Source organism: Pyrococcus woesei, from assembly GCF_050496105.1.
GTDB classification, from domain to species: Archaea; Methanobacteriota_B; Thermococci; order Thermococcales; family Thermococcaceae; genus Pyrococcus; species Pyrococcus furiosus.
The window spans coordinates 829,961-853,974 of the sequence record NZ_CP179867.1; the positions used below are offsets into that span (position 1 = coordinate 829,961).

Genomic DNA, 24,014 nt, shown 5'->3' on the forward strand with positions numbered 1-24,014 from the left:
TAAAAGCACTATCCTTTAATACTATGAATGTAATTTTAATTACATGAAAGATGACATCGTTGAAAGTGTGGAAACTTTGGTTAGGAAAGGAATGATTGAAGAGGCAATTAAGATAGTTGAAAACTTGCAGGAGAACTTTGATAAAGTAATTGCTCTCTGTAAAATAGCTGAATTAACCAGGGACGAGAGTTTTCTCGAAGATGCGATTTACTTCTTAAAAAAGATCAAAGATCATGACAACAAAGCCATAGGGTATGGAGAAGTAGCTAAAGTTTATGCTCTTCTTGGATATGAAGAAGAGAGCCTAGAACTCTTTGAAGAAGCAGTTAAGTTAACAAAAAATCTGAATCCCGTGGATAAGGCAATAACTTTAACAATCTTGGCGAACAGATTAGCTTTAGCAGGTTTTGTAGACTTATCTCTTGAGATGTTTCAGAATGCATTTGCTGAGATTATTGAACTTAATATTGAGTTAACGAAAAAGACAGACTTAATAATTCAATTGGCTGAAATATTGGAAGCCAGTGGAGATGCTTTGGACTCAGAAAATGCACTTAAGTTCTATGAAATGGCTCAAGACATATATAAAAACCTGAAACTGGGCCAAAGGGAAGGGATCATTGAGAAAAAGATTGAACTTACAAGAACTTTAATGCATACAAGCTATCCAGACATTAGGAAGCTTGCGTACGAAGGGAGGTTTATTCAAGCTTTACACGAAATAGAGAAAAGATTTGGTGGAAATAATGTAATTCCCCTTTTGGAGTTGACAGCGTGGGCATATAAGACCAATGTATTTGAAAGATTAAAGCTAAAAGAAATTACAATGGAGAAGTTATCAGCAAGTAAACTCTCTGATGAAGAAAAATTTAAGGTAGTTCAGCTTTTACTTGAAATCGATGATACTTTAAAGGCCTACGAGATAGCAATAACCTTAGAGTCTCAAGAGTTAAGGGAAAAAGCTTTAGTCCTTATTGGCCTAAAGATGATTGATGAAGGAGAAGTAAGGTTTGTGGAAGAGAAAATTTTTCCATTACTCAGCGATGAGAAGAGAGAAGAATTTATTAATTTCCTCAAAAATCTACCCATAGCATGAACGAAAGAAGAAAGGCAGAGCTGGTCCTTCTAGGGGCCACCTTTATCTGGGGATCAACCTTTCCGGTTATGAAGATAGGGGTAGAAGACTTTCCCCCGATTACTTTCATAGCCCTTAGATTTGGCATCGCCTCTTTTGTTCTCTTTTTAGCCCTAAGGAAGCACATTAGAAAAGATGCTCTCTTTCCAGGGTTAATTCTTGGTTTCACGCTTTTTCTTGGTCACGGCTTTCAAATTGTTGGATTGAAGTACACAACACCCTCCAACTCCGCATTTATTACTTCCCTTTATGTTGTCTTCACGCCTTTCATAGCGTTCTTATTCTTCCGTAAGGGGCTTAAGATGTTTGACGCTTTTTCCCTGTCTTTGGCCGTTATTGGGCTTTACCTAATATCGAATGCAGAGTTGAGATTGAATTATGGTGATGCATTGACAGTTGTCGCTGCCCTAAGCTTTGCATTCCAGATAGTTCTTGTAGAATACTTTGGAAACCTGGGAGTTGGACTTGCATTTTGGCAAATATTTTGGAATTTCATTCTCTCTACAGTTTATGCCGGGATTTTTGAGGGAATTTCTCTTCCAAGCGATCCAAAAGTTCTGGGTGGGATAATTTACACAGGAATATTTGCCACGGCATTATCTTTTACGCTTCAGGTAAAATATCAGCCAAAGGTGGAGTCTTATAAGGCGGCAATTATCTACTCATCAGAACCAATTTTTGCCCATCTCCTTGCTCTCGCATTTCTCAATGATAGGTTGCCTCCTAAAGGCTATCTAGGGGCGTTTTTAATTCTCTTAGCTGTGTGGTTGGAACTTTATCAGGAAAGGAAAAACTATTAAACTTTACTTTCAATTAATTTTGGTGATAACGTTATGAGTTCAATCGAATGGAACGAAAAAACGTTTGCAAAGTTTGCATACTTGAGTGATCCCAGGACAAAGGGAGAATTGGTGGCCTATGTATTAACAAAGGCCAACCTAAAGGACAACAAATATGAAAACACAATTGTTATTGAGAACCTCAAGAACAATGCAAGAAGGTTTATTGAAAATGCCACAATGCCAAGAATTTCCCCCGATGGTAAAAAGATAGCTTTTATGAGGGCTAATGAAGAAAAGAAGGTAAGTGAGATATGGGTGGCAGATTTAGAAACTTTAAGTAGCAAGAAAATCCTTGAAGCTAAGAACATAAGATCTTTGGAATGGAACGAAGACTCAAGAAAACTTCTCATTGTTGGCTTTAAGAGGAGGGAAGATGAAGACTTTATATTCGAGGATGATGTTCCAGCGTGGTTTGATGATCTTGGATTCTTTGATGGAGAGAAGACAACATTCTGGATTTTTGACACGGAGAGTGAAGAAGTTATAGAGGAGTTCGAAAAGCCGCGCTTTTCTTCAGGAATTTGGCATAGAGACAAAATTGTTGTGAATGTTCCCCATAGAGAGATAATCCCACAATACTTTAAGTTCTGGGACATCTATATCTGGGAAGACGGAAAAGAAGAAAAGATGTTTGAAAAAGTATCGTTCTACGCAGTTGATTCGGATGGAGAAAGAATTTTGCTCTATGGAAAGCCCGAGAAGAAGTACATGAGCGAGCACAATAAGCTTTACATCTACGATGGGAAAGAAGTGATGGGCATTCTTGATGAAGTTGACAGAGGAGTTGGCCAAGCCAAGATAAAAGATGGGAAAGTGTACTTTACACTCTTTGAAGAGGGAAGCGTAAACCTATACATTTGGGATGGGGAAATTAAACCCATAGCCAAGGGAAGGCATTGGATAATGGGATTTGACGTTGATGAGATCGTTGTTTACCTTAAAGAGACGGCGACTAGATTAAGGGAGCTCTTTACCTGGGACGGTGAAGAGAAACAACTCACTGACTATAATGATCCAATCTTCGCTAAGCTGAAAACTTTCGAACCAGTTCACTTCCGTTATAAAAGCCTAGACTTAGAGATTGATGGTTGGTATATGAAGCCCGAGCTCAAGGAGGGAGAAAAAGCCCCCGTGATAGTATTTGTCCATGGTGGGCCCAAGGGAATGTACGGTTATTACTTCAAGTATGAAATGCAATTAATGGCGGCCAAGGGGTACTATATAGTTTACGTTAATCCCAGGGGGAGCAATGGATATAGTGAAGACTTTGCACTAAGAGTATTAACCAGAACTGGACTGGAGGACTTCCAAGATATATTAAACGGTATTGAGGAATTCCTGAAGCTTGAACCTCAGGCGGACAGGGAGAGAATTGGTATCACGGGAATAAGCTATGGAGGATACATGACAAACTGGGCGTTAACACAAAGTGATCTCTTCAAAGCTGGAATAAGTGAGAATGGGATAAGTTACTGGTTAACCAGCTATGCATTTTCGGACATTGGCTTGTGGTTCGATAAGGAGGTGATAGGGGAGAACCCACTTGAGAATGAAAACTTCAGAAGGCTGAGTCCTCTCTTCTATGCGAAAAATGTTAAGGCCCCAATTTTATTAATTCACAGTCTAGAAGACTATCGCTGTCCCTTAGATCAAAGTTTGATGTTTTATCACGTGCTTAAGGATCTAGGAAAGGAAGCTTACATAGCTATATTCAAGAGGGGAGCTCATGGACACAGCATAAGAGGTCAGCCTAGGCATAGGATGAAGAGGTACAAGCTCTTTGTGGAGTTTTTTGAGAGAAAGCTGAAGAAGTACGAAGAAGGTTTTCCAATTGAAAAAATTTTAAAGGAGTAGCTCAGCGCGCGCTACAGTCATCATGGGTCAGATAGGGATAGAGCTCATCATTGCTCATTGAACCCTGGTTTTCTTATTTTTATAACTTCTTTGTTCACTAGGGTTGGTGGAATTTCTCCTCTCTTGAAAGCTATTAGATTCCTTGCTACGAGTTCTGCCATAGCCTCTCTTGCCTCAAATGTTGCACTTCCTATGTGTGGAGTTAAAACTACGTTATCTAAGGAGAACAGCTCTTCGTTATAGTATGGTTCCTCCTCAAACACATCCAATCCTGCCCCAGCTATCCAACCTTCCTTTAATGCCTTGATTAGGGCCTTTGTATCAACAACTTTACCTCTAGCTATGTTAACGAGTATTGCTGTTGGCTTCATTAGCTTTAGCCTTTCTTCGTTTATCATGTACATAGTTTCCTTTGTTAGGGGAACCGCTAGGATTACAAAATCACTCTCTTTAAGTACCTCTTCTAGGGGTCTATACTCTGCCCCAAGCTCTTTCTCTGCCTGGGACTTCCTTGTTCTTGAATAGTAGAGAATTCTCATATTGAATCCTTTGGCTCTTCTAGCTATTGCTTGGCCAATTCTTCCAAAACCTACAATTCCTATAGTTTTTCCATAGAGCTCATATCCCAGGAACCATTTGGGATGCCAAGCTATCCCTTTTCTCTTCCATTCTCCACTTCTAACAAACTTGTCTCCCTTCACTACATGCCTAGCTGTGGCCAATAGAAGGGCAAAAGCGTGATCTGCTGTAGCGTTGGTTAGAACGTCGGGAGTGTTGGTGACGTATATACCTCTTCTTGTCGCTTCCTCAACGTCAATGTTGTCGTATCCGACAGCGTAGTTAGCTACTATTCTTAATCGGGGAGCATTCTCAAAAACCTCTTGGTCAATTCTCTCACTTAGCATCGTTACTAGAGCATCAACATCCTTTACTTTTTCTAACAGCTTTTCCCTGGGAATTTCTCTTTCCTCTTCCCACACTTCAACTTCAAATTCCTCTTCTAGCATATTTATTCCGTTTTCGGGGATGGCTCTCGTTATGAATACCTTGGGTTTCATTTTAACCACCAAAAGAATTATTAGAATTGAGTTTTAAAGGTATAAGGATGATAAAGGATTTATTCTATGTAAGGGATGCACTAAACAGGGGAGACTTTGAGAATGCTGTAAAGATCGCAGAAAAAATAAAGGATAGCTATTGGAGATCTTATGCTTTTAAGTGGATTGCCCAGGAAATTGTTAAAATAAATTCCGAAAGAGCTAGGAAAATTGCCTCTCAGATTTTGATTTCTTCTTTGAGGAATGATACCCTACTCTACCTTTCATACGAACTTGCTAATGAGGAGAAATTTAAGGAGGCTATAGAAACAGCAAAGTTGATTGAGGACAAATATTCGAGAAAGAAAGCTCTTAGAAAAATAACTAATGCTTTGGCAAATACCTTAAAAAAGAAAAACGTTACAGAGGTAAAATTGGGAGAATTAAGCCTGAGTGAAGAAGATGTTGAACTTCTCAAACCTCTGCCTCCAGGAATTAAATATGAGAACGGCAAATTCTTAATCGATGCTGAAATAGTTAAAGGAGTTGGAGAATTGAGAAACGAAGTAGTTGAGGTAACGGAAACTAAACTTGAAGTTAAAGATGTAAGAGAAAGCCTTCAGGAGGACTTTTTGGACTTAACTAATCTTTCAGAACCATTTAAATCAGCATTTTTGGAAAAATTGGGCTTAGAATATTTAGAGAATGGCAATTTGGAAGAAGCAGAAAGTATTATGAAAAAAATAAAGCGAGGAGGAACACTTCCAAGATTACTATTCTTTCTTGGGAGAAATGATGATGTAAAAACTGTTGTACGGCCAATTGATAAGGTACTCCTTGCCTATAGGATTGCAGTAACTTATAGCAATGAAGAAGCTCTGAAGCTTATTCTGGAGATATTTAGACAAGAAGAAAAACTAAAGGATGTGTTAAGATTTCTATCATTTGAGCTTCTTGAAGAAGGGAAAAGAAGAAATAATAAAAGGATTCTAGAGCTTTCGAGGAAACTTTTTGAGATCAGCGCCAAAGTTCAAGCTTCTCAATGAACCGCTTTGCATATCTTATATCTCTTTCTAGCTCTGCCTTCTGGAGGAGCTGTCTTTCTATAGCTCTTAATGCGTCGTGAACTGCCTGAATTGCTCCCCAAGTCTCTCCTGTTGCAACGTACACCCCCCTGTCTGTGACCACTCTCATTCTTGCCTGATATAGGTGAACTCCTCTGAACTTTTCGTTGAATCTTCTTATGTATAAGTATATTATTCCTTCATTTCCTAGCAGGTCTGAATAACCATCCACGAACTTCTTAATGTCGTTTATTATTCTCTCTCTTGTAAAGTCGCTTAATGCAGCGGCGTCTCCTCCGAGCTGTAAGTAGAACTTTGCCTCCTTTTCAACCATTCTGGAGATTGGAAGCAGTAGATCCTTAACTGTTAATATTCCAACGACTTTGTTGTTTTCGTCAACTACAACTAATCCATCTATATTGTTGTCCTTCATAGTAGCGACAGCTTCCCTTATGGTTGCATCTGGAAGAATTGTTATAACTCCTCTTATCATTGCCTCTCTGAGCTTCATGCTGAAGGGAGGTATCTTTTCTCCTGCAAGCTCCCCAGCTTGCGCTCTAAATCTAGGCTTGATGAACCTTATTATTAGGTCGTGAAGTGTTACTAGCCCCTCTAATTTTCCTTCTTCGTCCACAACAGGGATTCTTGAGATACCATGATCTCTCATTGTGGCTAATGCCTTTGCAACTGTATCGTCTGGAGTTAGAGTAATCACGTCTTTTGTCATAAACTCTTCTACTTTTCTCTTTCCAAATTCTTCAGCAACAACTCTCTCCAACAGTGCTAAATCACTAATAACTCCTATTATTTCGGCTTTATTTTCTCCAACTGGGAGTGATCTTAAATCTGTCTCGAGCATTAACTTTGCTGCGTGGCTTAGGTCATCAGTAGGCTTAACAACGGGAGCTGGCTTATACACATCTCTAACCTTTGCTTTAGTTGGATCCCACTTTAAGTGAGACTTTATAATTAAATCCTGAGTGAGAACTCCTTTGTAAACATTCCCATCAAACACGAGAATTAGATCGGGATCTTCCTTCTCAAATATTCCAATTGCCTCAGAAAGTGGGGCATTTATATCAATTTTTGCATACTTATCTGTAATAACTTCTTGGACTTGTATTCCTACCATTTTCAACCACCTCCATTTCAATATTAATTTTTGTTTTTCTTCCATTTAAACCTATTGACTCCAGAGATAATTTAGTAAACTTTGGTTAATAAAAGTTTCGCTAGACTATGTCCCTACCGGTAGTTGTCATCACAAGCTTCCCATGCTTAACCCCTTTTAAGCTCAAAAGCCTGTCAGCGATTTTCTTAATTTTTTTGGCTCTTCCCTTAACTACTATGACTTCCAAACAATTATGTTCATCCATGTGAACGTGTAAACTTGAAACTATTTCGTTAAGATATTCATGTTGCAAGTCAAGAAGTTCTCTAACGACGTCAGCTTCGTCGTGGTTATACACTATAGTTATTGTTCCAGCAACTTCTTCATCTCCAAGTTGCCATTCATGCCTCACGACCATATCCCTTATCAAATCCCTGATAGCTTCACTTCTATTCGTGTATCCCATTTCCTCTATTATACCATCAAACTTTTCGAGCAATTCCTTTGGGATAGAAACCCCAAACCTTACAATTCCCATTTATGCCACCTAGAAAAGATGAGCTATTAAGAGATAAAAACGTTAAGTTGGTGCGGGGGCGGGGATTTGAACCCCGGAACCCCTACGGGAGGGGATCTTGAGTCCCCCGCCTTTGACCAGGCTCGGCAACCCCCGCACTCCAAGTGGTAAATAAAAGTGATAGGTTTTAAAATCTTATGGTTAGAAGAAATTCAAGAAAATGGTAGCCCCGCGGGGATTCGAACCCCGGTCGCGGGATCCAGAGTCCCGCATGCTTGGCCGCTACACCACGGGGCTACTTCCGAATTTTACTCTTATAAACCAATTTTTAAGCTTTATGGTTTTTCAAAAAGTTTTGGAAAACATTCCAAGGTCAAAAAAGGCAAAAAGCTCTTCCAATCCAGAGGATCTATGTTAGATGTTTGTCAATTAAAACATTACAAAACCTTAATATAGTTTAAATCATATCTCCTTTAACATTTGGAGATGAGTTAAAGTGACAAGTCAAAAAGCTGAATTAAGTTCATCCACTGTGCTTGGGAATGAGAGGCGAATGATGATAATTGAGTATCTAATGAAGAGTGATACAAAAACCGCAAAAATATCTGATTTAGTTGATTATATCTGTCAAAAAGAAGGAAATGAAAGTAAAAGGCACCGCAAGAGTGTGTATGTAAGCTTAATTCAAACCCATATTCCAAGACTTAAAAGGGAAGGGTTCATAACTACTGAGAGAGATGAAATTTACCTCAAGAATGTTCCTAGTGACGTTGAAAAGTACATATCCTCAGAAGAAGTTATTTTATGGCCTCACATATATGTAACGGTTTCTTTTCTGTTCCTTCTAGCATCTCTAGTTTTAAATAATGGGTTGGGGGTTGTAATGTCTCTTGTTCTTCTTGGTCTAGCCATATTCCAATGGGTCACAAAAAAGTAAGCATCTATTACTTCAAGAAACTTGCAATTACCTATATACCTGGAGGCTTCTACTCACTATTAGGTCTCAACACTGAGGCCTAAAAAGTTTGGAGATGGAAAAAGTGAATAAATTTGGAATGGCAATGTTGGCTTTGTTGGCAGCATTTGGCCTTATTCTTGGGGCCGGAGCCAACTTTAGAGACTACAACGCAAGCAGAAGCGCCCATTGGGACATAGTTACTGACGATACAGAGCTAATAGATCTTGTACCAATACAACCGTACTCATACATAAACGCAACCACCGGAAAATTGGTAATTGACTTTTCAGAAAACAACCCGAACTACCCAGGATATGGGGACGGAATTAGTCCTGCAAGTGAATACAACTTTGACGAGGTTTTTGGAGTTAGCAACCATCTTTGGGAAGACCTAGACATAGTAGTGGAAATCTATTCCACAAACTCGCACATAGAGCTTTATGGAGCAGATGGTGAAGTTTATTCAGTTGACGACGGACAAAAGGCAAACGACAGTGATTCCGCAAGACAACATGTATGTTTTGTGGTTCCACACACTGGACAAGTAAACATTGGCATGGATCTTTCAGCAAATGGAGACTCACCTGGAGATGTTTGGACAGGAGAAATACAGATCAAAGCATATAGACTTGGGACTGAACCTGCTTACCTGCAAGGTAAGTGTGGGCAGAGCCCATGAATTGGAGGTTTGAAGAATGAATAAATTGTTTGGAATTGCCCTGTTTCTAGCAGGGCTTATGCTGGCAGTTGGCACTGGAGCCAACTTTAGGTATTTTGAGGCAGATAGGGATGTAAGCGTCGCCATAGTAGCGGACGATAACGAGCTAATAGACTTAACCCCAGTACAACCCTATGCATATTTGAGCAATGGCAAGTTGACGATAAAGATAAGCCCTGACAACACGAACCAATACCCAGGATATGGAGACGGACTTAGCCCAGACTCACTATACGTATTTGAGGAAATGTTTAATGTGAGCAACGAGTTATGGGAGAACGAAGAGAGCAACTATCCAATCTGTGTTACCATCCAGTCAGAAAACTCACATGTTACCCTATTTGCAGGAACTTATGACTCCCCAATTGCGGGGCCAGGAACAAGCATAACCTTTACTGTTGAACATGGAAACCCCGTGCCTATAGGCATGATATTTGATATGACTGGAGAAGGCCTCGGATCAGACCAAGGACAGCTTAGCATTAGTGCACAAGCTGGAGCATGCGACTGATAGTTAGGTGCTGAAAATGAGACTAAGGGCCTCCGACGTATTAATGCTACTGGTCCTGGGAGGAGTTGTATTCCCCTCAGTGGCTGGGTATGTCATGGGGAGGCCCATTTTTGTCTCCTATGTTTACTCAAACAGCATGTATCCAACTCTAAAAAAGTGGGATGTATTTTTCATAAACCCCCTCTCTAAGGGAAATGTTGGAGATATAGTTGTGTTTAACCTTTCGGGAAGTTGGACGGTTCACAGAGTCTATGCTATAACAAGTGAAGGTTACATAACCAAGGGAGACAATAATGTTGCAACAGATCAGCAGGGAGGAAAGGGATCGCCTATACCAGAGAACCAAGTAATAGGAAAAGTTATAACATTAGGTGAAAAACCGCTAAAAATACCGAAACTAGGGAAATATCTAGCCTCTAGCAAGAGCAAACTTCCAATTGTCTTCTTAGGCCTAGGTGCGTTACTTCTACTTCCTGAAAAAAACAGACGAAAAAGAAGGCGAAGGGGAGTAACAATAAGTACAACTGCAACTTATCTGATTGTTATCTCTATATTGACAGCGGGATTTTTTATCGTTGGAACGACTAACTGGAGGATTATCAATATCAGCTACGCCTCTACTCTTGGAGGAGGAGAAAGGGAAAATTGGTATCTACCTGGGAGCGTTGTTGAAAAAAACATAACAGTCCAAAATTTCGCAAAGTATAGAATGATTGGAGTTGTTGAAGGGAAAATAATAAACAAAACTACATTTGCCCTGAATGGCGGAGATAAAGTAATGCTACCTGCAACTATAATCGTTCCGAATGAGACTAGGATTTATACCGAGAAAATTAGAGTCTACATGTACTATCCCCTGCTTCCAACCGGAGTTGTAGAAAGGATGTTTGAAAAATCTCCTTATCTTCCCTTGGCCGTAGAAGCAATGATTGTTTTTCTAGGACTACTAGTGCTTAAACCCTTGCTCATTGGAGATGAAGAAGAAATAATTATTGGGAGATTTCGAAGATGAAGAAATTTATTGGAATATTGCTCATTGCACTCGCCCTTGTGCTTGTCATAAGCTCTTCAGCCAATTTTAGAGAGTACCAAGCAACTAGGCAAGTAAGAGTTTCGGTAGGGGAAGATCCTTATATTGACGTTTCATGTAAGGCTCCCTTGTTGATAGTGGAGAATAATCTCGACGAAATTGTATATATAAAGGTTGTAAGGGATGGTTGCTCTTTCTCCTGTCCTAGATGGTGGAAGGTCTACCCAGGGGAAATAGTGCCTTTTTTCGTATTCCCAGGAGATTACACAGTTTACGCTACCTGGGACGGTGGAGGAGCAAGAATCCATGTGAAGTGTAAATCAAGATGCTGGATTGGAGAGGAAGAACATGAAAAGGATTGATAAGAGGGTGTTCTATCTTTCGGTTGGAGCATTTATAGTACTAACTATGCTATCTACTATCGCATATTTAGCTGAACCTACCTATAAGAGAAGTGAAGTCACGGCAGTTGTCGTTCAGAAGGGAACGTTGTTCCATAAAGGTCATTTTCTAAACTCGACTATCTTTGGAGAAGAGGCCGCTTTGTCACACTATCCAACGAAAATTACAGATGCAATCTTTGGCCACTATTCTTACTCGATAACACCTCCTAGCAATGGAAGCTATACCTTAATTGGAGAGGCTGGGTACTATGTTTCCGCGGGGAAGGAAAAGGTATACCTAGTTAATCAAACAATATTCAACTATTCGGGAAACTTTGAGGGAAGCTTTGATAGGCAATTTACTATAAACTTTACGAAAATTCAGCAGGAAAATAACAGGCTCGGCGAGGGCTTAAAGTTGCCTAGGATGTCATATGATATCAAGATAATTGCCAAGGTTTCAACACCGAGGGGAGAGTTCTCCCAGGTGATGCCGGTAGTTGAAGGTGTCAGCGGATTAACGAGCATAGAAAACACTGAGGTTGTAAAGAGAGAGACGGAGACTAATGAAGTAACTTTCGATAACTTCATAATTGGTGGATTAAAGGTTTCGACGGCTCGAGTAATATTTCCATTGGGAGCTTTTGTGTTTGGGTTATTGGCCTTTGCAACCTGGGAACCAAAGAGAAAACTTAAGATAAGCTCAATAGAAGGAATTCCAAGCGGAATAAAGTCTAGAGTGATACTAAAAGATATCAAAAGTCTTAAGAAGGTCTCAAGTATCGTGGGAAGTCCAATAATTCATTACTCAATAGATGGGACAGAGATTTATGGGGTTATCGACGGCGCCGTGATCTACGAGTTCTGGAAACCTGCTGGCGGTAGTTAAACCATGCTATCAGGAGGATTAGCATAATTCCCGTTATAACCCCCACTGCCCATGAAATTATCGTTGGAAGCATTCCAGGTGGCTGGGTTTCAGTTAAGGTGACGGTAGTTGCCACCGTTCTAACTTCACTTTTAGTTTCAGTCTTAGTTATTGTTTCCTGGGTAAGAGTTGTTGTTTCAGTAAGTGTTTCGGTAAGGGTAATCATTGATGTCTCAGTTTTTGTTATCGTAACATAGTTCTCTTCTCCCTCTCTTGCTGTGGTCTCAAAGGTTGCCTCTGCTTGAGATATCTCCTTTGAATCAATTGTTAGGAGGGCTTTAATTTTATGGAAACCTGGATTGAGAGAGACTAATGTTAGGGTGGTATTTTTAGGCGGAAGGATTACCTCCTTTCCTACTAATCTTCCATTGTACAACACTCCAATTCCTTCAGGCAGTATGAGAGTAATGTTTCCAGCAACATTTTTGTTTAGGCTAATAGTTACATTGAAGGGTTTTCCTAACTCTACAGTTTTTGGTACGTCTATAGAGAGCATTGGAGTAAACGACTCGACAAAAGCATTTGGCGAGTTGGAGGAGAATTCAATGACGTCAAGACCTCCGCATGCAAGTGGATAAGGAATGGGAGCTCTGATAACTGCATTGCCTAGATTGACAGTTCCATTTACTAGAGGCACAATCTCTATCGAATATTCAACCTCTTTCCCAGGCTCAAGCTTTTCTATGTAGAATGCAGAATCCCCCGAGATCTTTATCCCATCTCCTGGGAAAAACGTTAAAAAGGCACCAATGACTCTGCTATTCCCCTCGTTTATTACCTTTATCTTAAGAGCGGAGGGTTTATACTGAATAAGCTTTTCTGGAGGTATTATAGTCACATTTAGGTATGCTAAATATCTGGGCTTTTCTTCTTGGTTGTAAGTGTAAAGTACTATTGCCTTTTTTCCGCTGGAGTCGCTCTCACTTCCAACTATTCCAATGGTTAAGCCATCATAAGTTATGCCTTGAATGATATTATCCCTAACAAAAGATTTTCCAAAGAAGATTTCATCTCCACAATTATTCATTATGCTGAAATAAGCTGTATCTCCAGATATTCCTACAGGCCTAACCAGGAATTCTCCTATCTTATAATCCTTCTTTTCGTACATCTCGATTTTAGTGAAGGGGGTGTAGGAAATCGAGACTTCAGCCCCCCTTAAGTACACTTCAAGCGATATTCGCGGGTCGCATAAGTTGTTTACCATTTCGCACCTAAATCCGTTGTACTTCACTATAAACGGTCCTATAGATTTGCTTTCGTCCTCTTTTACTTCATAAGTCTTGTCGTCATATCTAAGTGTAACCACGCTTACCGTTTTGTTATTTACAATACTCATGTTGAGGCTTTCTATTGTTAGCTTATAGGAAGAGTATGTAATATTGTCTCCAATCTTGACTTCTCCAGAGAATATTTTTGGATGGGGTTTTAGGGAAACTTTATATCCTTCATGTTCAAAAGTAGTGCTTGTATAAGTTTTGTTCCCAACTTGCACTTTTATAGAGTCTAAAGTTACATTTACCAATGAGAGGGTAAATTTTCCAACTTTAACTCTTCCCCCCACTAAGACTGGCTCAAAGGTGGCGTTAATGTAGGTTAAATTTGTGCCCGAGAGGAATATCTTTTCAACTTTCACTTTAATTCCTAAGACTTCAGAACTTCCCCCAATCTTTAAGGTGGTGTAAGTAACTTCATTCCCCCTACTAACTTCTACTAAAATATTGCCATCAACTGAAATATCCACGATTCTTATGGAATAATCACCATAATTTATGCTCTCTCCTACTTCTATCCATCCTGTGTAGCTTGATCCTTCGACATAAGGAATGAAGAGCACCCAAATGAGTGCTATAACTGTTACTAGTCTTTTCATCTTCATCACCTCACTAAAAGCAAGATCATTTCAGTAGTGCCAAAGTTCATGAACCTCGCCATTAGGAGTTGACCGACATACATTCCTGCGGCAAATACCCAGAGCAAAATTACGAAATAGTACAATGAGACTAGCAAATGCCCGCCATCAGCAACCTTTATTGCCACAGCTGAAAGGAAGGAGTGAAGGATCATTAGCGTAAGCATTGAGATTGTTAGGAGTTGCATTCCTGAGGGTGGAATGATGTGAATTATTTCTCCTATGTATTCAGTTGGAACTTGAAGTTGACTAAAGAGGTTGTTAATCGAAACAGCTACTTGGAAGGATGCAGCTAGGGAAAATGCAAATGCTCCCGTTAGTCCAAGAATTATTCCAATGAAGTTGGATATGCTCTGCTGCCTCTTTCTCCTGAGACGAACTATCCTCTCGAAATTCCTACTAATTACCTTACCTACATAGTCGGGCTCTGCTCCTAGCCTTAAGCTTTCTCTAAATATCTCAGAGAACATTCCAACAAGCCAGCTTCCAGTTTCGGCAATAAAGTAATCCCAGGCTCTATCTTGATCAACTCTTATGGCTAATCTCCTGTATAGGGCTTTTATATCCTCTGTGAGAGTTCCAAAATCGTGGGCACTTAAGTACTTCAAAACTAGAAGTAGAGAAGCACCGCTCGCTGCCAGTGATGAGGATAAACTTCTAATGAATGCTGGAAAATTCTCATCTTTCCTAAATATAACCCCTTCTTCTTTTCTGACAACATTTCCTACATATGCAAGAGGAGTGAGTATTATAGCCACCACAAAGGGTGTCGGGATTGAAAATCTCGGTCTAATAAAGAGGAAATACACTAATCCAACAATTGGAACTAAGAGAATTGATAAGATAAGAGCCTTCCTAATCTTCACCATTCTTGGAGTTCTGACCTTAGCCTCAGCCCATATTGGATCTTCTGGCATTCTATACTTAATGACAAGAAGTGCTCCAACTTCAGCTGCCAAGATCATAAATATTAAGTACAAGGCCAGCCTACCTATATCCTGACCAGTAATCAAGGGTCCAATTATTATGAATGCACCAGCAAAAACTACCGAGATTATTATTGACTCATATATCTCTTTAAATATGTCAAGGTCATACAGTGCCCCCTCGTAGAATGTCTGATAATCATCCATAACAGTTTGTTGCTCTTGGAATAGGTATTCTTTCAGCTCAACACCACTATCAAGTGAATATGCTAATCTGTCAAGAAAATCTGCAAATACTCTGCTTGGTGTTCTTCTAGCCAAAAATCTAAATGCCTCTGGAAGAGAGCGGTGGAACTTATCTACCAATACATACACCTTTTTCAGTTCCTTTGCTATGGCCCCAAGCTTTGGATCTTGGGCCATTACCTTTAGTAGATCGCTTCTTCCAATTTCACTTGTAGAAAGGACTGCAAAGTATGTGATAAAGTAGGGGATCTTGGAGTTTATGGCAATTTTCTTGGAATCAGCAATTAGATATGGATAAGCAGTAGTGTAAAACATCAGAATAATGGGGATTAAGTACATGAAGACCTTTAATCCAGTTGGTAGGGTAAATATTCTTGTAAATATCATAATAGCCAACAACGTAGCGAAAGATCCAACTATCCCAGGGATAAGAATTTTCTTCATATATTCTTTGGGGTCTATGTCTGCCTTTACAAATATACTGGCCTTTTCCTCTGGCATCTTCACCACCGTCAGATTCTGAAGCTTAGTCCTTCCAGCCCCCTCTGGTAAAATGCTTTAATCTCCCTGTAAACGTCCCAGTAGTTGAAAATCTTCAATTCAACCATTTTCTCAATTATTCTAGCTCTCAAGAACAGTTCATCGTATATGTCCTTGGGATCCTCATAACCCGCTATCTCGGCTATCTTCTTTTCGAGAATGTAGGAGTTGTTCATACCTCTAAATATGTGCTTGTCGCTTACAGGATCCCATTCGAAGACATTTCTAGTTGCTACACCACCCAGCTCTTCATAATATCCTTCAATCTCCACGACATTAATGACTCTCCTTAGGAACTTCCCCTTAACGTAAACTGCTTGCTGGAATATAGCTATGTTGAGGTTGTCTATGAAGGTTATTGGGACGTTTATAGGAGAACCTGTGAAACGCTGGATCATCTTCTTTACATCTCCTGCGTGGAAGGTACTCATAACGGGATGTCCAGTCTGCATGGCCTGGAATGCTATTGCACCTTCCGCACCTCTAATCTCACCGACGATAATGTAGTTTGGCCTCGACCTTAAGGCTGCTTTTAGCAAGTCAAATAGTGTAACTCTGCTCTCTTCTGGCCCTCTCTCTCTAGTAACTAGTCTCTGCCATGTTGGATGTGGAACTTGAACTTCCGGAGTATCTTCGGCAGTATAAACCTTTGATCCGGGCTTTATGAATGGGATTATTGCATTTAGAGTTGTCGTCTTACCAGATGCAGTCTCACCACATACGAATATACTCATTCCATATTCAATGGCGAGCCAAAGGTAAGCGGCTATCTCTGCACTCATTGTCCCCCATGCAACTAACTGAGTTATGCTGAGTGGAGTTGCAGCGAACTTTCTTATTGTTGCACTAGGCCCTTTAAGTGAGATGTCTGGGGAGTAGATTATGTTGATACGAGAACCATCTGGAAGTGATCCATCAACAATAGGATTCCTATCACTAACTGGCCTTCCAATTCTTTCAGATAAGTTCTTGAAGTAATCGGCTAATTCCACGTTGTCTTTCCACTTTATGTTCGTTGGAAGATGTTCGAATATCTTATGAACTAGGGATACGTAGTGAGCTCCTATGATGTGGATATCTTCAATGTACGGATCTCTAGCTATTGGTTCTAATGGTCCTATACCAATTATATCTCTCTTTATCAAGTACCTAAACTTCTCCATCTCTTCCTTTGTTATTGTTATTCCTTTCCTTCCTTTTACTAGAGAAAGAACTGCTTCCTCAAATAGGGAGTCTAGAAATCTCTCAAACTCTTCTTGCTCTTCGGGTATGTCTTTGTTTGGGGCCAATTCTAACATTCTATCTCTAATTAACTTATACTTCTCCTCTTCTTCTTTAGTTTCAATTCTTGGCTCTATCACTATGTATTGCTTTTCTGTGTTTGGATCACCATAGATGTGAATGAATATTGGATCTCCCACTGGGTATATTATGTTTGGATAGGGAATTTCCTTCATGTCCCTACTCAACTGTACGTGAAATTCCGGGATTTTACCGTACTTCCTCCTAAACTCTTCAACGTATTTCCTTAGATGAGGATTTCTTCTCATGGCATCTTCAAGTGTTTGTGACATAACTTCCGCCATCTCGCTCACCCCCTCTCGCATCACACGACTGCAGCAATCTCTACTACTAATCCCACCTTGGGTTCGACTCTAAATGGTATTATCTTCTGAAATACACCCTTTGCATTGTTATACTTGACTATAGTTGCTGAATTCTTTAAATCTCCGCCAAAAACCCTAACGTTGAGCCTCATTAACAGCGTTGATGCTTCTTCAAGCAAAAAGAGCGTGTCTCTGGGAATCTCATCAGGATTCGCTGTTAATATTATAACTTTTCCCAGGCTCGAGAGTCTCTTTAGATACATTAGAAAATTTCTCACGCTTTTCAACTCTTCCTCTCGCGATAGCACGGATGAAAATGAATCAATGATTACAACATCGGGCTCCCACAACCTGGGCTCTCCCAATAACCTGCTTAGGAACCTTCTTTCCTCACTAACACCGCTAAGTAAAGGGTAGAGGGATACAAAAACAAGCTTCTTTCTTATTAAAAATGGAATTATGTCATAACCTATTGATACCATCTGCTTAACATATTCAACTGTAGTATATTGGCTTGAAACATAGCTTGCGGTGTAGCCGTTCATCAAGAAACCATAGAGGAGTCTCTGGGATATTATGGACTTCCCAGTACCCCTGTCTCCTTCAATGAGCATAATAGTTCCTGCAGGGATGCCACCGCCCAACCTTCTGTGAAGCTCATCGCCCTTTAGCTCAATCCTTAAGAGTTCCTCGACCAATGATGATCACCTCCTGGCTACTGATTTTAACTTTTCACTCTAAATACGAGAGATCTCTTCTTCCCATTTTCTAGAACAACGACGATTCTGTGTGTAGTTGTTGTGTCTAATGGATTTCCCAGGGTAACTTCTAGGACTCCAACCTCGTAGGGCTTAAGGGAAGTTATTTGATTTCCATTAACGTCTTTGAACGTTAAGTTTGATGGGGGAATTAAGTTTCCATCTATGAAGACTTGAACTGAACTTGAGGTAAACGGTATTGTCTCTTTTCCTATATTTTTGATGTAAAATGTATAGGTATATGGGCCAGTTCCTGTTACACGAACACTCTGAGGATCATTTATTATTGCAAATTCTACCCTAAGTTGATTAGCAAGTAGTTTTCCCCTATCTTTCATGCCATTGGCTATATCTGTTGTAACATAGGCCAATGCTCCAGCAACCGTACTTGCAACTATAACGGCAACTATGAATAATATTAGCTCGCTTGCGGGCTCTCCTGCGGCCATCAGTCCACCTCCGTTGGGCAGCCTCTCTGGATGGGTAACACCAATACCGTGGTTCCGTCATAATACCAGCTCAATCTAAACCAGCATCCGTTTTCCACTGTGATTGTTAGGTTGTGTGTTGTTGTATCTCGGGGAATGTTTGCAATGGTAATTTGGAAGTAGTCCCCAGGTAATATGTAGGTGTAATTTTCCGAGAAACCTACATTGTCATCGCTGACATTGTAGAGGGTTATATACCTTCCATCATACACTCCACTCCAATATGGAGCATACAATGTTCTTCCAGTATTAATTAACACGAGGGTTATACTATAGGTAGTTGGAGAAAAATAAACATACCCAGGGGTTTCATTATAAGTAAAATCTGTTGACATTTGGGAAATCTTTAAATCATACCAAAACTCCTGGGCAGATTTAACGTCAGCGTAAGCACTGTCCCATGCTGCATACAATGTTATCGCTGCACCTAAAAAAGAAATAAAGATTATTGCTGCACTTGCTGAAACGCTGAACCCCAATGGGAATCCCTCCTACTTCAGACTCCATAGAACTCATCGAGAGTCTTCTCCAGCATCTTTATTTCTCTCTCGAGCTTATCTAGAACATCTCTAGTTATTCTCAATCCCCTAAGTCTCTCGATGAAGAGTAAGCTTATTAGGTGGTCTTGAACTGTGAGCTTCTCGGCGGGCTTCCATTCGGGATCCCTGTGGTGTGGCCTGGTTCCCTTTGCAAACCTTAGGAGTTGGTTAAATACCTTCTCACTAATCCATCCTATGTCATAGTAGAACTCGAGGACCTTCTCAAGGTTTTGAATGCCCACTCTGTCTATTAGGAAGCCTAACCACTTTAGAGCTATCATAATTGACACTACATCGTCGGGAATTTCCTCTAATCTTGCCTTTCTGGGTTCTTCCTCGAAGAGTAAGCTTGCAATATCCTCAGGTATTTTCATTTTTTCGGCCATTTCCCTACCACCTTCCTCCTCTACTTTTTCTTCTTCAACAACATGAGAGGGAACCTTTTCCTCCTCAACAACTTCTTCAACGGGTACCTCTTCAATAACTTCCTCTTTCTTTTCTTCTACAACGGGAACTTCTTCAACAGGTTCAGGTGGCTTTTCTTCCTCTACAACAATTTCCTCAACAGGAGCTTCCTCAAATTCACCTAATTCTTCAACTTCTTCTTCAATCTCTTTAATTTCTTCAGGCTTGATTTCCTCTCCCTTGGCTATTTTTTCTTCGAGCTCTTCAATCCTGGCTTTGGTTTCTTCTACCTTTTCTTTGGCAACTCTTTCACTTAACTCCTCGATCTTTCTGTGCAATTCCTCTAATTTTTTCTCAATTTCTGACTTTCTAGGTTTTTCTTCCAGCATCTCCTCTATCTTCTCTATCTTTTCACTCACTTCGGCCGCCTTTTCAGCTACAGCCTCAGCTTTCTTTTCGTGGACGGCAAACTTTTTCTCTTCTAGAGCTTCAACTAATCTGGCCAGTTGAGAGCTTAAATCGCTTAACTTCTTTCCTAGCTCGTCAACTCTCTTACTAATCTGCTCATATTTTGCTGCTTGACTCCCATAGGCTTCTAGAACCCTCTTTACTATTTCATCTAGTTGTCTAGGGGTTAAGGAATCCTTCTTGGCCATCAGTTTTTCCCTGAGCTCATTTATGACAACGCTGGGTACTTTGCCCTTAAGTTCTGCTAGCTTTGCATTTATTTCTGCATCAGTGACATAGCCAAGCTCTTCCATGCTTCACACCTCCGCAAGAACTTCATACAATATTGAGTCTATATCAACCCCATAACCAGCCAGGACCTTAATGTCGTTTTTAACTTGAGCAAGTTCCATCCTTATCTCTTCAATCTGCTTCTTGAGTTCCTGTATCTCACTGCTAAGTGACGTCTCTTGGCTTAATTGTTCTTTGAAGGGATTTATCTCTTGAGATACAACCTCGTAAAGCATCATGACATCCTTTATTGTTTTGTCAAGCCTTTCTATTTCTTCTCTGAGCTCTTGTATCTGCTTCTTTATGTTGTCAATGCTTATCTTTATCCTTGGAATATCATTTTCAATTTCGTTTATCCTCTCCATTATCTGATTGAGTTGCTCGTTCTCCTCTCTGTTTTCTACTCTCTCCTCAAGTTCCTCAACATTGATTTCTTCCTGCTCTCCTTCCACCTCCTCTTCCTTCTTTCTCTTGAATAAAGATGAAAGGAAGTCGAGTGGCATAACAACCACCTCATTGAAGTTCCATTAAGTTTTGGGTATATGTAGAGGGAGTTGTGAAGTCGATAACACCAGCAGCTCCGCTCTCTGGAATTACCTTTCCTATAATCTTTGTTCCTGGTCTTAGCCCGAAACCGTTGGAGATATTATTGTCATCGTCGAATGGGAAAGTCCATATCATTAGGGCTGCTAAGTCTCCCCAGCTTAATGTTGGATGTTGTGGATCGCTAAGGCTGTTGTCCCCATCTTGAACTACCGCAATCCCGAAGAGTAGCTTGCTTGAGTTGTTGTAGGCACTGTAGAGGTTCCACCAAACTGCACTTACGTTAATATTATCGGTGATGTATTCTCCAGATATCTGTGGCTTCTTGTTTTTGTAGTAGGGTTCCCACTCTCCATAAGCAAATATGTTAGGTATATCTCCTTTGTAGTGAATGTATTCTGGCTTTAGGTCTGAGCTTCCATCCTCCTTTGGATCGTAATACCTGTACACTGCCATTCTTTTCCCATCGCTTAACACTATTTTTACATATCTTAAGTCAATTCCACTACTCCCTGCATTTGGAGCAACATATATGACAATCCTGCTTATGTTTGAGGCTCCAGGGGGAGTGCCATTGATATAGCCGAACACACCAGTAACCTTGATTCCACTTGCAACCTCCTGGGTTGTCTGTCTACCTGTGGCCATGGCCTTCTGCTGCAAATATCCACTTGTTGCTATTAGCACACCTGCTGCTACTGCCGCAACAAGCACCATTGCGATGAAGACGATGAGCGTTCCGATACCAATTGCTCCTTTCTTCATTTTCTCACCTCACTGCAGTTCTATCACATTATACTCAAATGTTGGGGGCGTTGTGAAATCTATAACTCCGGCCGCCCCAGCATCTGGAATTACCTTACCTATTATCCTCGTTGATGGTCCTATTCCATTCTTGCTCTTATAATTAAAGACATCATCCGTTCTAAGAAGCAGTGCAACAGTGTCGCCCCACTCGAGGGTTGGATGTGTATCCTCCATCTTTGAGCCTACGTCGTTAACCACAGCTATGCTGAATGTTCCATTCTTGGTATTGTTCCAAACTGGTAGGTTGAACAGATCAAGTATCTTTCCAGTGTACAGTTCTCCACTGTAGTTGTATACGACTAATTTTTTCCCATCACTGAGCACTACTTTGACATTACTTAGGTCTATTCCACTGCTCCCTGCGTTTGGTGTCACGAATATTGCCATCTTAACTATGGTCCCATTGCTTGGAGGGGTGGCGTTTATATAGCCAAACACGTTGACAATTTTTATTCCACTTGCAACTTCTTGGGTTGTCTGTCTTCCAGCTGCTTGAGCTTTCTGTTGTAGATATCCTGCTGTTCCTATGATTACCCCTGCTGCTACTGCCGCAACAAGCACCATTGCAATGAAGACAATCAATGTACCAATGCCTATTGCTCCCTTCCTCACTTGATCACCTCCTTAGGACTGAGAAAGAAAGAAAAAATAAACTAAAAGCGATAGAAAAGTATCACTGTAGTTCTATGACCTCACTAGTGTATGTGCTTGGAGTAGTAAACTCTATGACACCTGGAGCTCCAAATTCTGGTATTACCTTTCCTGTTATCTTGGTTCTAGGTGGAATACCCTTACCGAAAACTCCATTTCCCTCTCCGACTTTTACTGTTATGACTACAATATCACCTTTGTTAAGTGTTGGATAGTTTTGGTCGACTGAGTTGTCTGCATCTTGGAGAACTATTATTCCAAAATTGGTGTTACTTACATTCCATGCAGTAGATGCATTAAACACATCTCCAACGGCTCCTTTGTGATATGCTGTTTTCTCGTATTTTAGAACAGCCTGTACAGTTCCATTGCTAAGTACAACTCTTGTGTTATTAAGGTCAATTCCTTCACTTCCAGCATTTGGTGAGATATAAATTGCTAACTTCTCAACGTAGGTTTTGTTACTATCAGTTTTTCCTACAACACTTAAAACTTTAATACCACTTGCAACTTCTTGTGTAGTCTCCCTACCAGTTGCTTGGCTCTTTTGTTGGAGGTATCCTGAGGTTTGGATTAGTACTGCTGCTGCTACTGCAGCCACTAACACCATGGCAATAAACACTATAAGGGTTCCAATTCCGACAGCACCCTTCTTGGCCATAGGCTCAGCACCTCCTTATGGAGGATTTTCAATATAGTATACTAGCTATTGGATATAAATCAATTTTTTGTCTGTGGAAATGTTTGTAGAAGTTCAAGTACATATGTAGCTACACATGTAGGTTAATACTAAAAAGAATAAGAAAGAATTACAACTTTTCAATGAGAAGAATTGCCTTTCCATAATCCCCGAATTTAACTTCGAATCCCTCATCTAATATTACTTCTTTGATATATTTCTTGGACGGATATTCGCGAAATGCTGAGTTTAATCCTTCAAAGAATTCTAACGCCTCAACATTTCTAAATTCATCTTTAAATGCATCAACAATTATTAGCTTTCCTCCACTCTCTAAGCTATCTAGGGCATTTCTAAGAGCAGATCTTCTGTTTTCGATGTATTCTAGAACAAAGCTCATTATTGCAACATCATATTTATTCTTTGGCTTAATTAAACTGGCGTCCATTTCCTTAAGCTTTACAGGCAGTCCTTCTGTTCTATTCTTGGCAATCTCTAACAGTGCTGGGGAATAATCTACTCCCACGTATTCTCCTTCCTCTCCCACTAACTTTCCGAAGTACGCTGGTGAAGCTGAGCCACAGCCTATGTCTAAAACTCTACTTCCTTCTCCTATTTCTCCTAGTTTTGCTATTAAAATTCTATACGCTTCATGGAATGTAGAAGACAACCTGAGATCCCAGAAGTCAGCGTCTTTATCAAAATCCATTAGAACATGGGGATGATTGGGAGTTATCAAGGCAAAGTCTACCATCCTATATATCTCTTCGAAAGATGGAATCCAGTCGGGTAGGAGGTACATGTGCTCCTCTTTTGGAAATCTAATTTCATATGAGAAGCTATTGAGAAGTAAGTGGGTTGGGGTTTCCTCTATTATCCCAAGCAACTTTAAATGGTCGATTAGTTTCTTAAGCAGGGGCTTATTAGGGACATCAACTTGAATTAGGAGATCAATGTACGATATCTTCTTTGACACAGCTTTGAAAATTCCATACTTTAGGCCAAGCTTAACTAGTTCAAGTACACTAAGGTTTATCATCTGTTGAATGTTCATGTCAACGGTCTTCTCTAGTTTTTCCATTTTTCT

Annotated in this window: 25 protein-coding genes and 2 tRNA genes; 10 read left to right on the plus strand and 17 right to left on the minus strand. The window is 40.2% G+C overall.

Annotated features, from left to right (window positions below; genetic code table 11):
- Window positions 1-43: 43 nt before the first annotated feature.
- Genes ACMFNG_RS04610 through ACMFNG_RS04620 form a run of 3 tightly spaced genes read left to right on the plus strand, consistent with a single transcriptional unit; the run spans window position 44 to window position 3,831 of the window.
- The gene (locus tag ACMFNG_RS04610; protein WP_011011431.1) at window positions 44-1,096 is read left to right on the plus strand and encodes a hypothetical protein; all 1,053 of its coding nucleotides are present in this window, start codon (window positions 44-46) and stop codon (window positions 1,094-1,096) included.
- On the plus strand, window positions 1,093-1,935 hold the full coding sequence (locus ACMFNG_RS04615) for a DMT family transporter (protein WP_011011432.1): 843 nt from the start codon (window positions 1,093-1,095) through the stop codon (window positions 1,933-1,935). Before ACMFNG_RS04610 ends, ACMFNG_RS04615 begins: the two co-directional genes overlap by 4 nt.
- 33 nt (window positions 1,936-1,968) lie before the next feature.
- Entirely contained in the window at window positions 1,969-3,831 is a 1,863-nt protein-coding gene (locus ACMFNG_RS04620) for a S9 family peptidase (protein ID WP_011011433.1), read from the plus strand.
- 47 nt (window positions 3,832-3,878) lie between these two features.
- Here ACMFNG_RS04620 and gyaR read toward each other — a convergent pair whose 3' ends face one another.
- Window positions 3,879-4,889: a glyoxylate reductase gene (gene gyaR / locus ACMFNG_RS04625; RefSeq protein WP_011011434.1), complete on the minus strand. Its 1,011-nt coding sequence runs from the start codon at window positions 4,887-4,889 to the stop codon at window positions 3,879-3,881.
- A gap of 47 nt (window positions 4,890-4,936) precedes the next feature.
- Here gyaR and ACMFNG_RS04630 point away from each other — a divergent pair, with 47 nt between their 5' ends.
- Window positions 4,937-5,914 (plus strand): hypothetical protein, encoded by a 978-nt coding sequence (locus ACMFNG_RS04630; protein ID WP_011011435.1) that lies wholly within the window; start codon window positions 4,937-4,939, stop codon window positions 5,912-5,914.
- Here the strand turns inward: ACMFNG_RS04630 and ACMFNG_RS04635 are convergent.
- The 4 genes from ACMFNG_RS04635 to ACMFNG_RS04650 all read right to left on the minus strand — a co-directional run bounded on the left by ACMFNG_RS04635 (window position 5,886) and on the right by ACMFNG_RS04650 (window position 7,857).
- Window positions 5,886-7,064, minus strand: coding sequence for a CBS domain-containing protein (locus tag ACMFNG_RS04635; protein ID WP_011011436.1), 1,179 nt, complete (start codon window positions 7,062-7,064; stop codon window positions 5,886-5,888). The two genes, ACMFNG_RS04630 and ACMFNG_RS04635, sit on opposite strands and share 29 nt — an antisense overlap.
- 100 nt (window positions 7,065-7,164) lie before the next feature.
- Complete coding sequence (nikR, locus tag ACMFNG_RS04640; protein ID WP_011011437.1) at window positions 7,165-7,581, minus strand: nickel-responsive transcriptional regulator NikR; 417 nt, start codon at window positions 7,579-7,581, stop codon at window positions 7,165-7,167.
- 48 nt (window positions 7,582-7,629) lie between these two features.
- Window positions 7,630-7,717: transfer RNA gene (locus ACMFNG_RS04645), tRNA-Leu, on the minus strand.
- Window positions 7,718-7,781: 64 nt separating this feature from the next.
- Window positions 7,782-7,857, minus strand: a tRNA-Gln gene (locus ACMFNG_RS04650).
- A gap of 235 nt (window positions 7,858-8,092) precedes the next feature.
- Between ACMFNG_RS04650 and ACMFNG_RS04655 the strand changes: the two genes are divergently transcribed.
- From ACMFNG_RS04655 to ACMFNG_RS04680, 6 genes are all read left to right on the plus strand, one after another.
- The gene (locus ACMFNG_RS04655; protein WP_430515259.1) at window positions 8,093-8,497 is read left to right on the plus strand and encodes a DUF7344 domain-containing protein; all 405 of its coding nucleotides are present in this window, start codon (window positions 8,093-8,095) and stop codon (window positions 8,495-8,497) included.
- Between the two features lie 94 nt (window positions 8,498-8,591).
- A complete protein-coding gene (locus ACMFNG_RS04660) occupies window positions 8,592-9,197 on the plus strand; it encodes a DUF1102 domain-containing protein (RefSeq protein ID WP_011011439.1) in 606 nt (201 codons plus the stop codon).
- A 16-nt stretch (window positions 9,198-9,213) separates the two neighbouring features.
- On the plus strand, window positions 9,214-9,747 hold the full coding sequence (locus ACMFNG_RS04665; protein WP_011011440.1) for a DUF1102 domain-containing protein: 534 nt from the start codon (window positions 9,214-9,216) through the stop codon (window positions 9,745-9,747).
- A gap of 16 nt (window positions 9,748-9,763) precedes the next feature.
- Window positions 9,764-10,759 (plus strand): signal peptidase I, encoded by a 996-nt coding sequence (locus tag ACMFNG_RS04670; RefSeq protein WP_014835112.1) that lies wholly within the window; start codon window positions 9,764-9,766, stop codon window positions 10,757-10,759.
- Complete coding sequence (locus ACMFNG_RS04675; RefSeq protein ID WP_011011442.1) at window positions 10,756-11,139, plus strand: hypothetical protein; 384 nt, start codon at window positions 10,756-10,758, stop codon at window positions 11,137-11,139. Before ACMFNG_RS04670 ends, ACMFNG_RS04675 begins: the two co-directional genes overlap by 4 nt.
- Entirely contained in the window at window positions 11,126-12,049 is a 924-nt protein-coding gene (locus tag ACMFNG_RS04680; protein WP_011011443.1) for a hypothetical protein, read from the plus strand. Before ACMFNG_RS04675 ends, ACMFNG_RS04680 begins: the two co-directional genes overlap by 14 nt.
- Here the strand turns inward: ACMFNG_RS04680 and ACMFNG_RS04685 are convergent.
- The 12 genes from ACMFNG_RS04685 to ACMFNG_RS04740 all read right to left on the minus strand — a co-directional run bounded on the left by ACMFNG_RS04685 (window position 11,997) and on the right by ACMFNG_RS04740 (window position 24,008).
- Window positions 11,997-13,961, minus strand: coding sequence for a hypothetical protein (locus ACMFNG_RS04685; RefSeq protein WP_014835113.1), 1,965 nt, complete (start codon window positions 13,959-13,961; stop codon window positions 11,997-11,999). The two genes, ACMFNG_RS04680 and ACMFNG_RS04685, sit on opposite strands and share 53 nt — an antisense overlap.
- A gap of 5 nt (window positions 13,962-13,966) precedes the next feature.
- Entirely contained in the window at window positions 13,967-15,673 is a 1,707-nt protein-coding gene (gene flaJ / locus ACMFNG_RS04690) for an archaellar assembly protein FlaJ (RefSeq protein ID WP_011011445.1), read from the minus strand.
- 11 nt (window positions 15,674-15,684) lie between these two features.
- Complete coding sequence (locus ACMFNG_RS04695; protein WP_011011446.1) at window positions 15,685-17,298, minus strand: type II/IV secretion system ATPase subunit; 1,614 nt, start codon at window positions 17,296-17,298, stop codon at window positions 15,685-15,687.
- Between the two features lie 20 nt (window positions 17,299-17,318).
- Window positions 17,319-18,017 carry an ATPase domain-containing protein gene (locus ACMFNG_RS04700; RefSeq protein WP_014835114.1) on the minus strand — a complete coding sequence of 233 codons (699 nt, stop codon included), beginning with the start codon at window positions 18,015-18,017 and terminating at the stop codon, window positions 17,319-17,321.
- 26 nt (window positions 18,018-18,043) lie between these two features.
- The gene (locus ACMFNG_RS04705) at window positions 18,044-18,526 is read right to left on the minus strand and encodes a flagellar protein G (RefSeq protein WP_011011448.1); all 483 of its coding nucleotides are present in this window, start codon (window positions 18,524-18,526) and stop codon (window positions 18,044-18,046) included.
- The gene (locus tag ACMFNG_RS04710; RefSeq protein WP_430515240.1) at window positions 18,526-19,044 is read right to left on the minus strand and encodes a flagella; all 519 of its coding nucleotides are present in this window, start codon (window positions 19,042-19,044) and stop codon (window positions 18,526-18,528) included. The genes ACMFNG_RS04705 and ACMFNG_RS04710 overlap by 1 nt, the downstream gene beginning before the upstream one ends.
- A gap of 17 nt (window positions 19,045-19,061) precedes the next feature.
- Window positions 19,062-20,270 (minus strand): FlaD/FlaE family flagellar protein, encoded by a 1,209-nt coding sequence (locus tag ACMFNG_RS04715; protein ID WP_011011450.1) that lies wholly within the window; start codon window positions 20,268-20,270, stop codon window positions 19,062-19,064.
- A gap of 3 nt (window positions 20,271-20,273) precedes the next feature.
- A complete protein-coding gene (locus ACMFNG_RS04720; RefSeq protein ID WP_011011451.1) occupies window positions 20,274-20,750 on the minus strand; it encodes a flagella accessory protein C in 477 nt (158 codons plus the stop codon).
- 10 nt (window positions 20,751-20,760) lie between these two features.
- A complete protein-coding gene (locus ACMFNG_RS04725) occupies window positions 20,761-21,555 on the minus strand; it encodes a flagellin (protein WP_011011452.1) in 795 nt (264 codons plus the stop codon).
- Window positions 21,556-21,564: 9 nt separating this feature from the next.
- Window positions 21,565-22,209, minus strand: coding sequence for a flagellin (locus tag ACMFNG_RS04730; RefSeq protein ID WP_149586321.1), 645 nt, complete (start codon window positions 22,207-22,209; stop codon window positions 21,565-21,567).
- A 61-nt stretch (window positions 22,210-22,270) separates the two neighbouring features.
- Window positions 22,271-22,909, minus strand: a complete 639-nt coding sequence (locus ACMFNG_RS04735; protein WP_430515241.1) for a flagellin — start codon at window positions 22,907-22,909, stop codon at window positions 22,271-22,273.
- Between the two features lie 148 nt (window positions 22,910-23,057).
- On the minus strand, window positions 23,058-24,008 hold the full coding sequence (locus ACMFNG_RS04740; RefSeq protein WP_430515242.1) for a class I SAM-dependent methyltransferase: 951 nt from the start codon (window positions 24,006-24,008) through the stop codon (window positions 23,058-23,060).
- Window positions 24,009-24,014 lie beyond the last annotated feature (6 nt).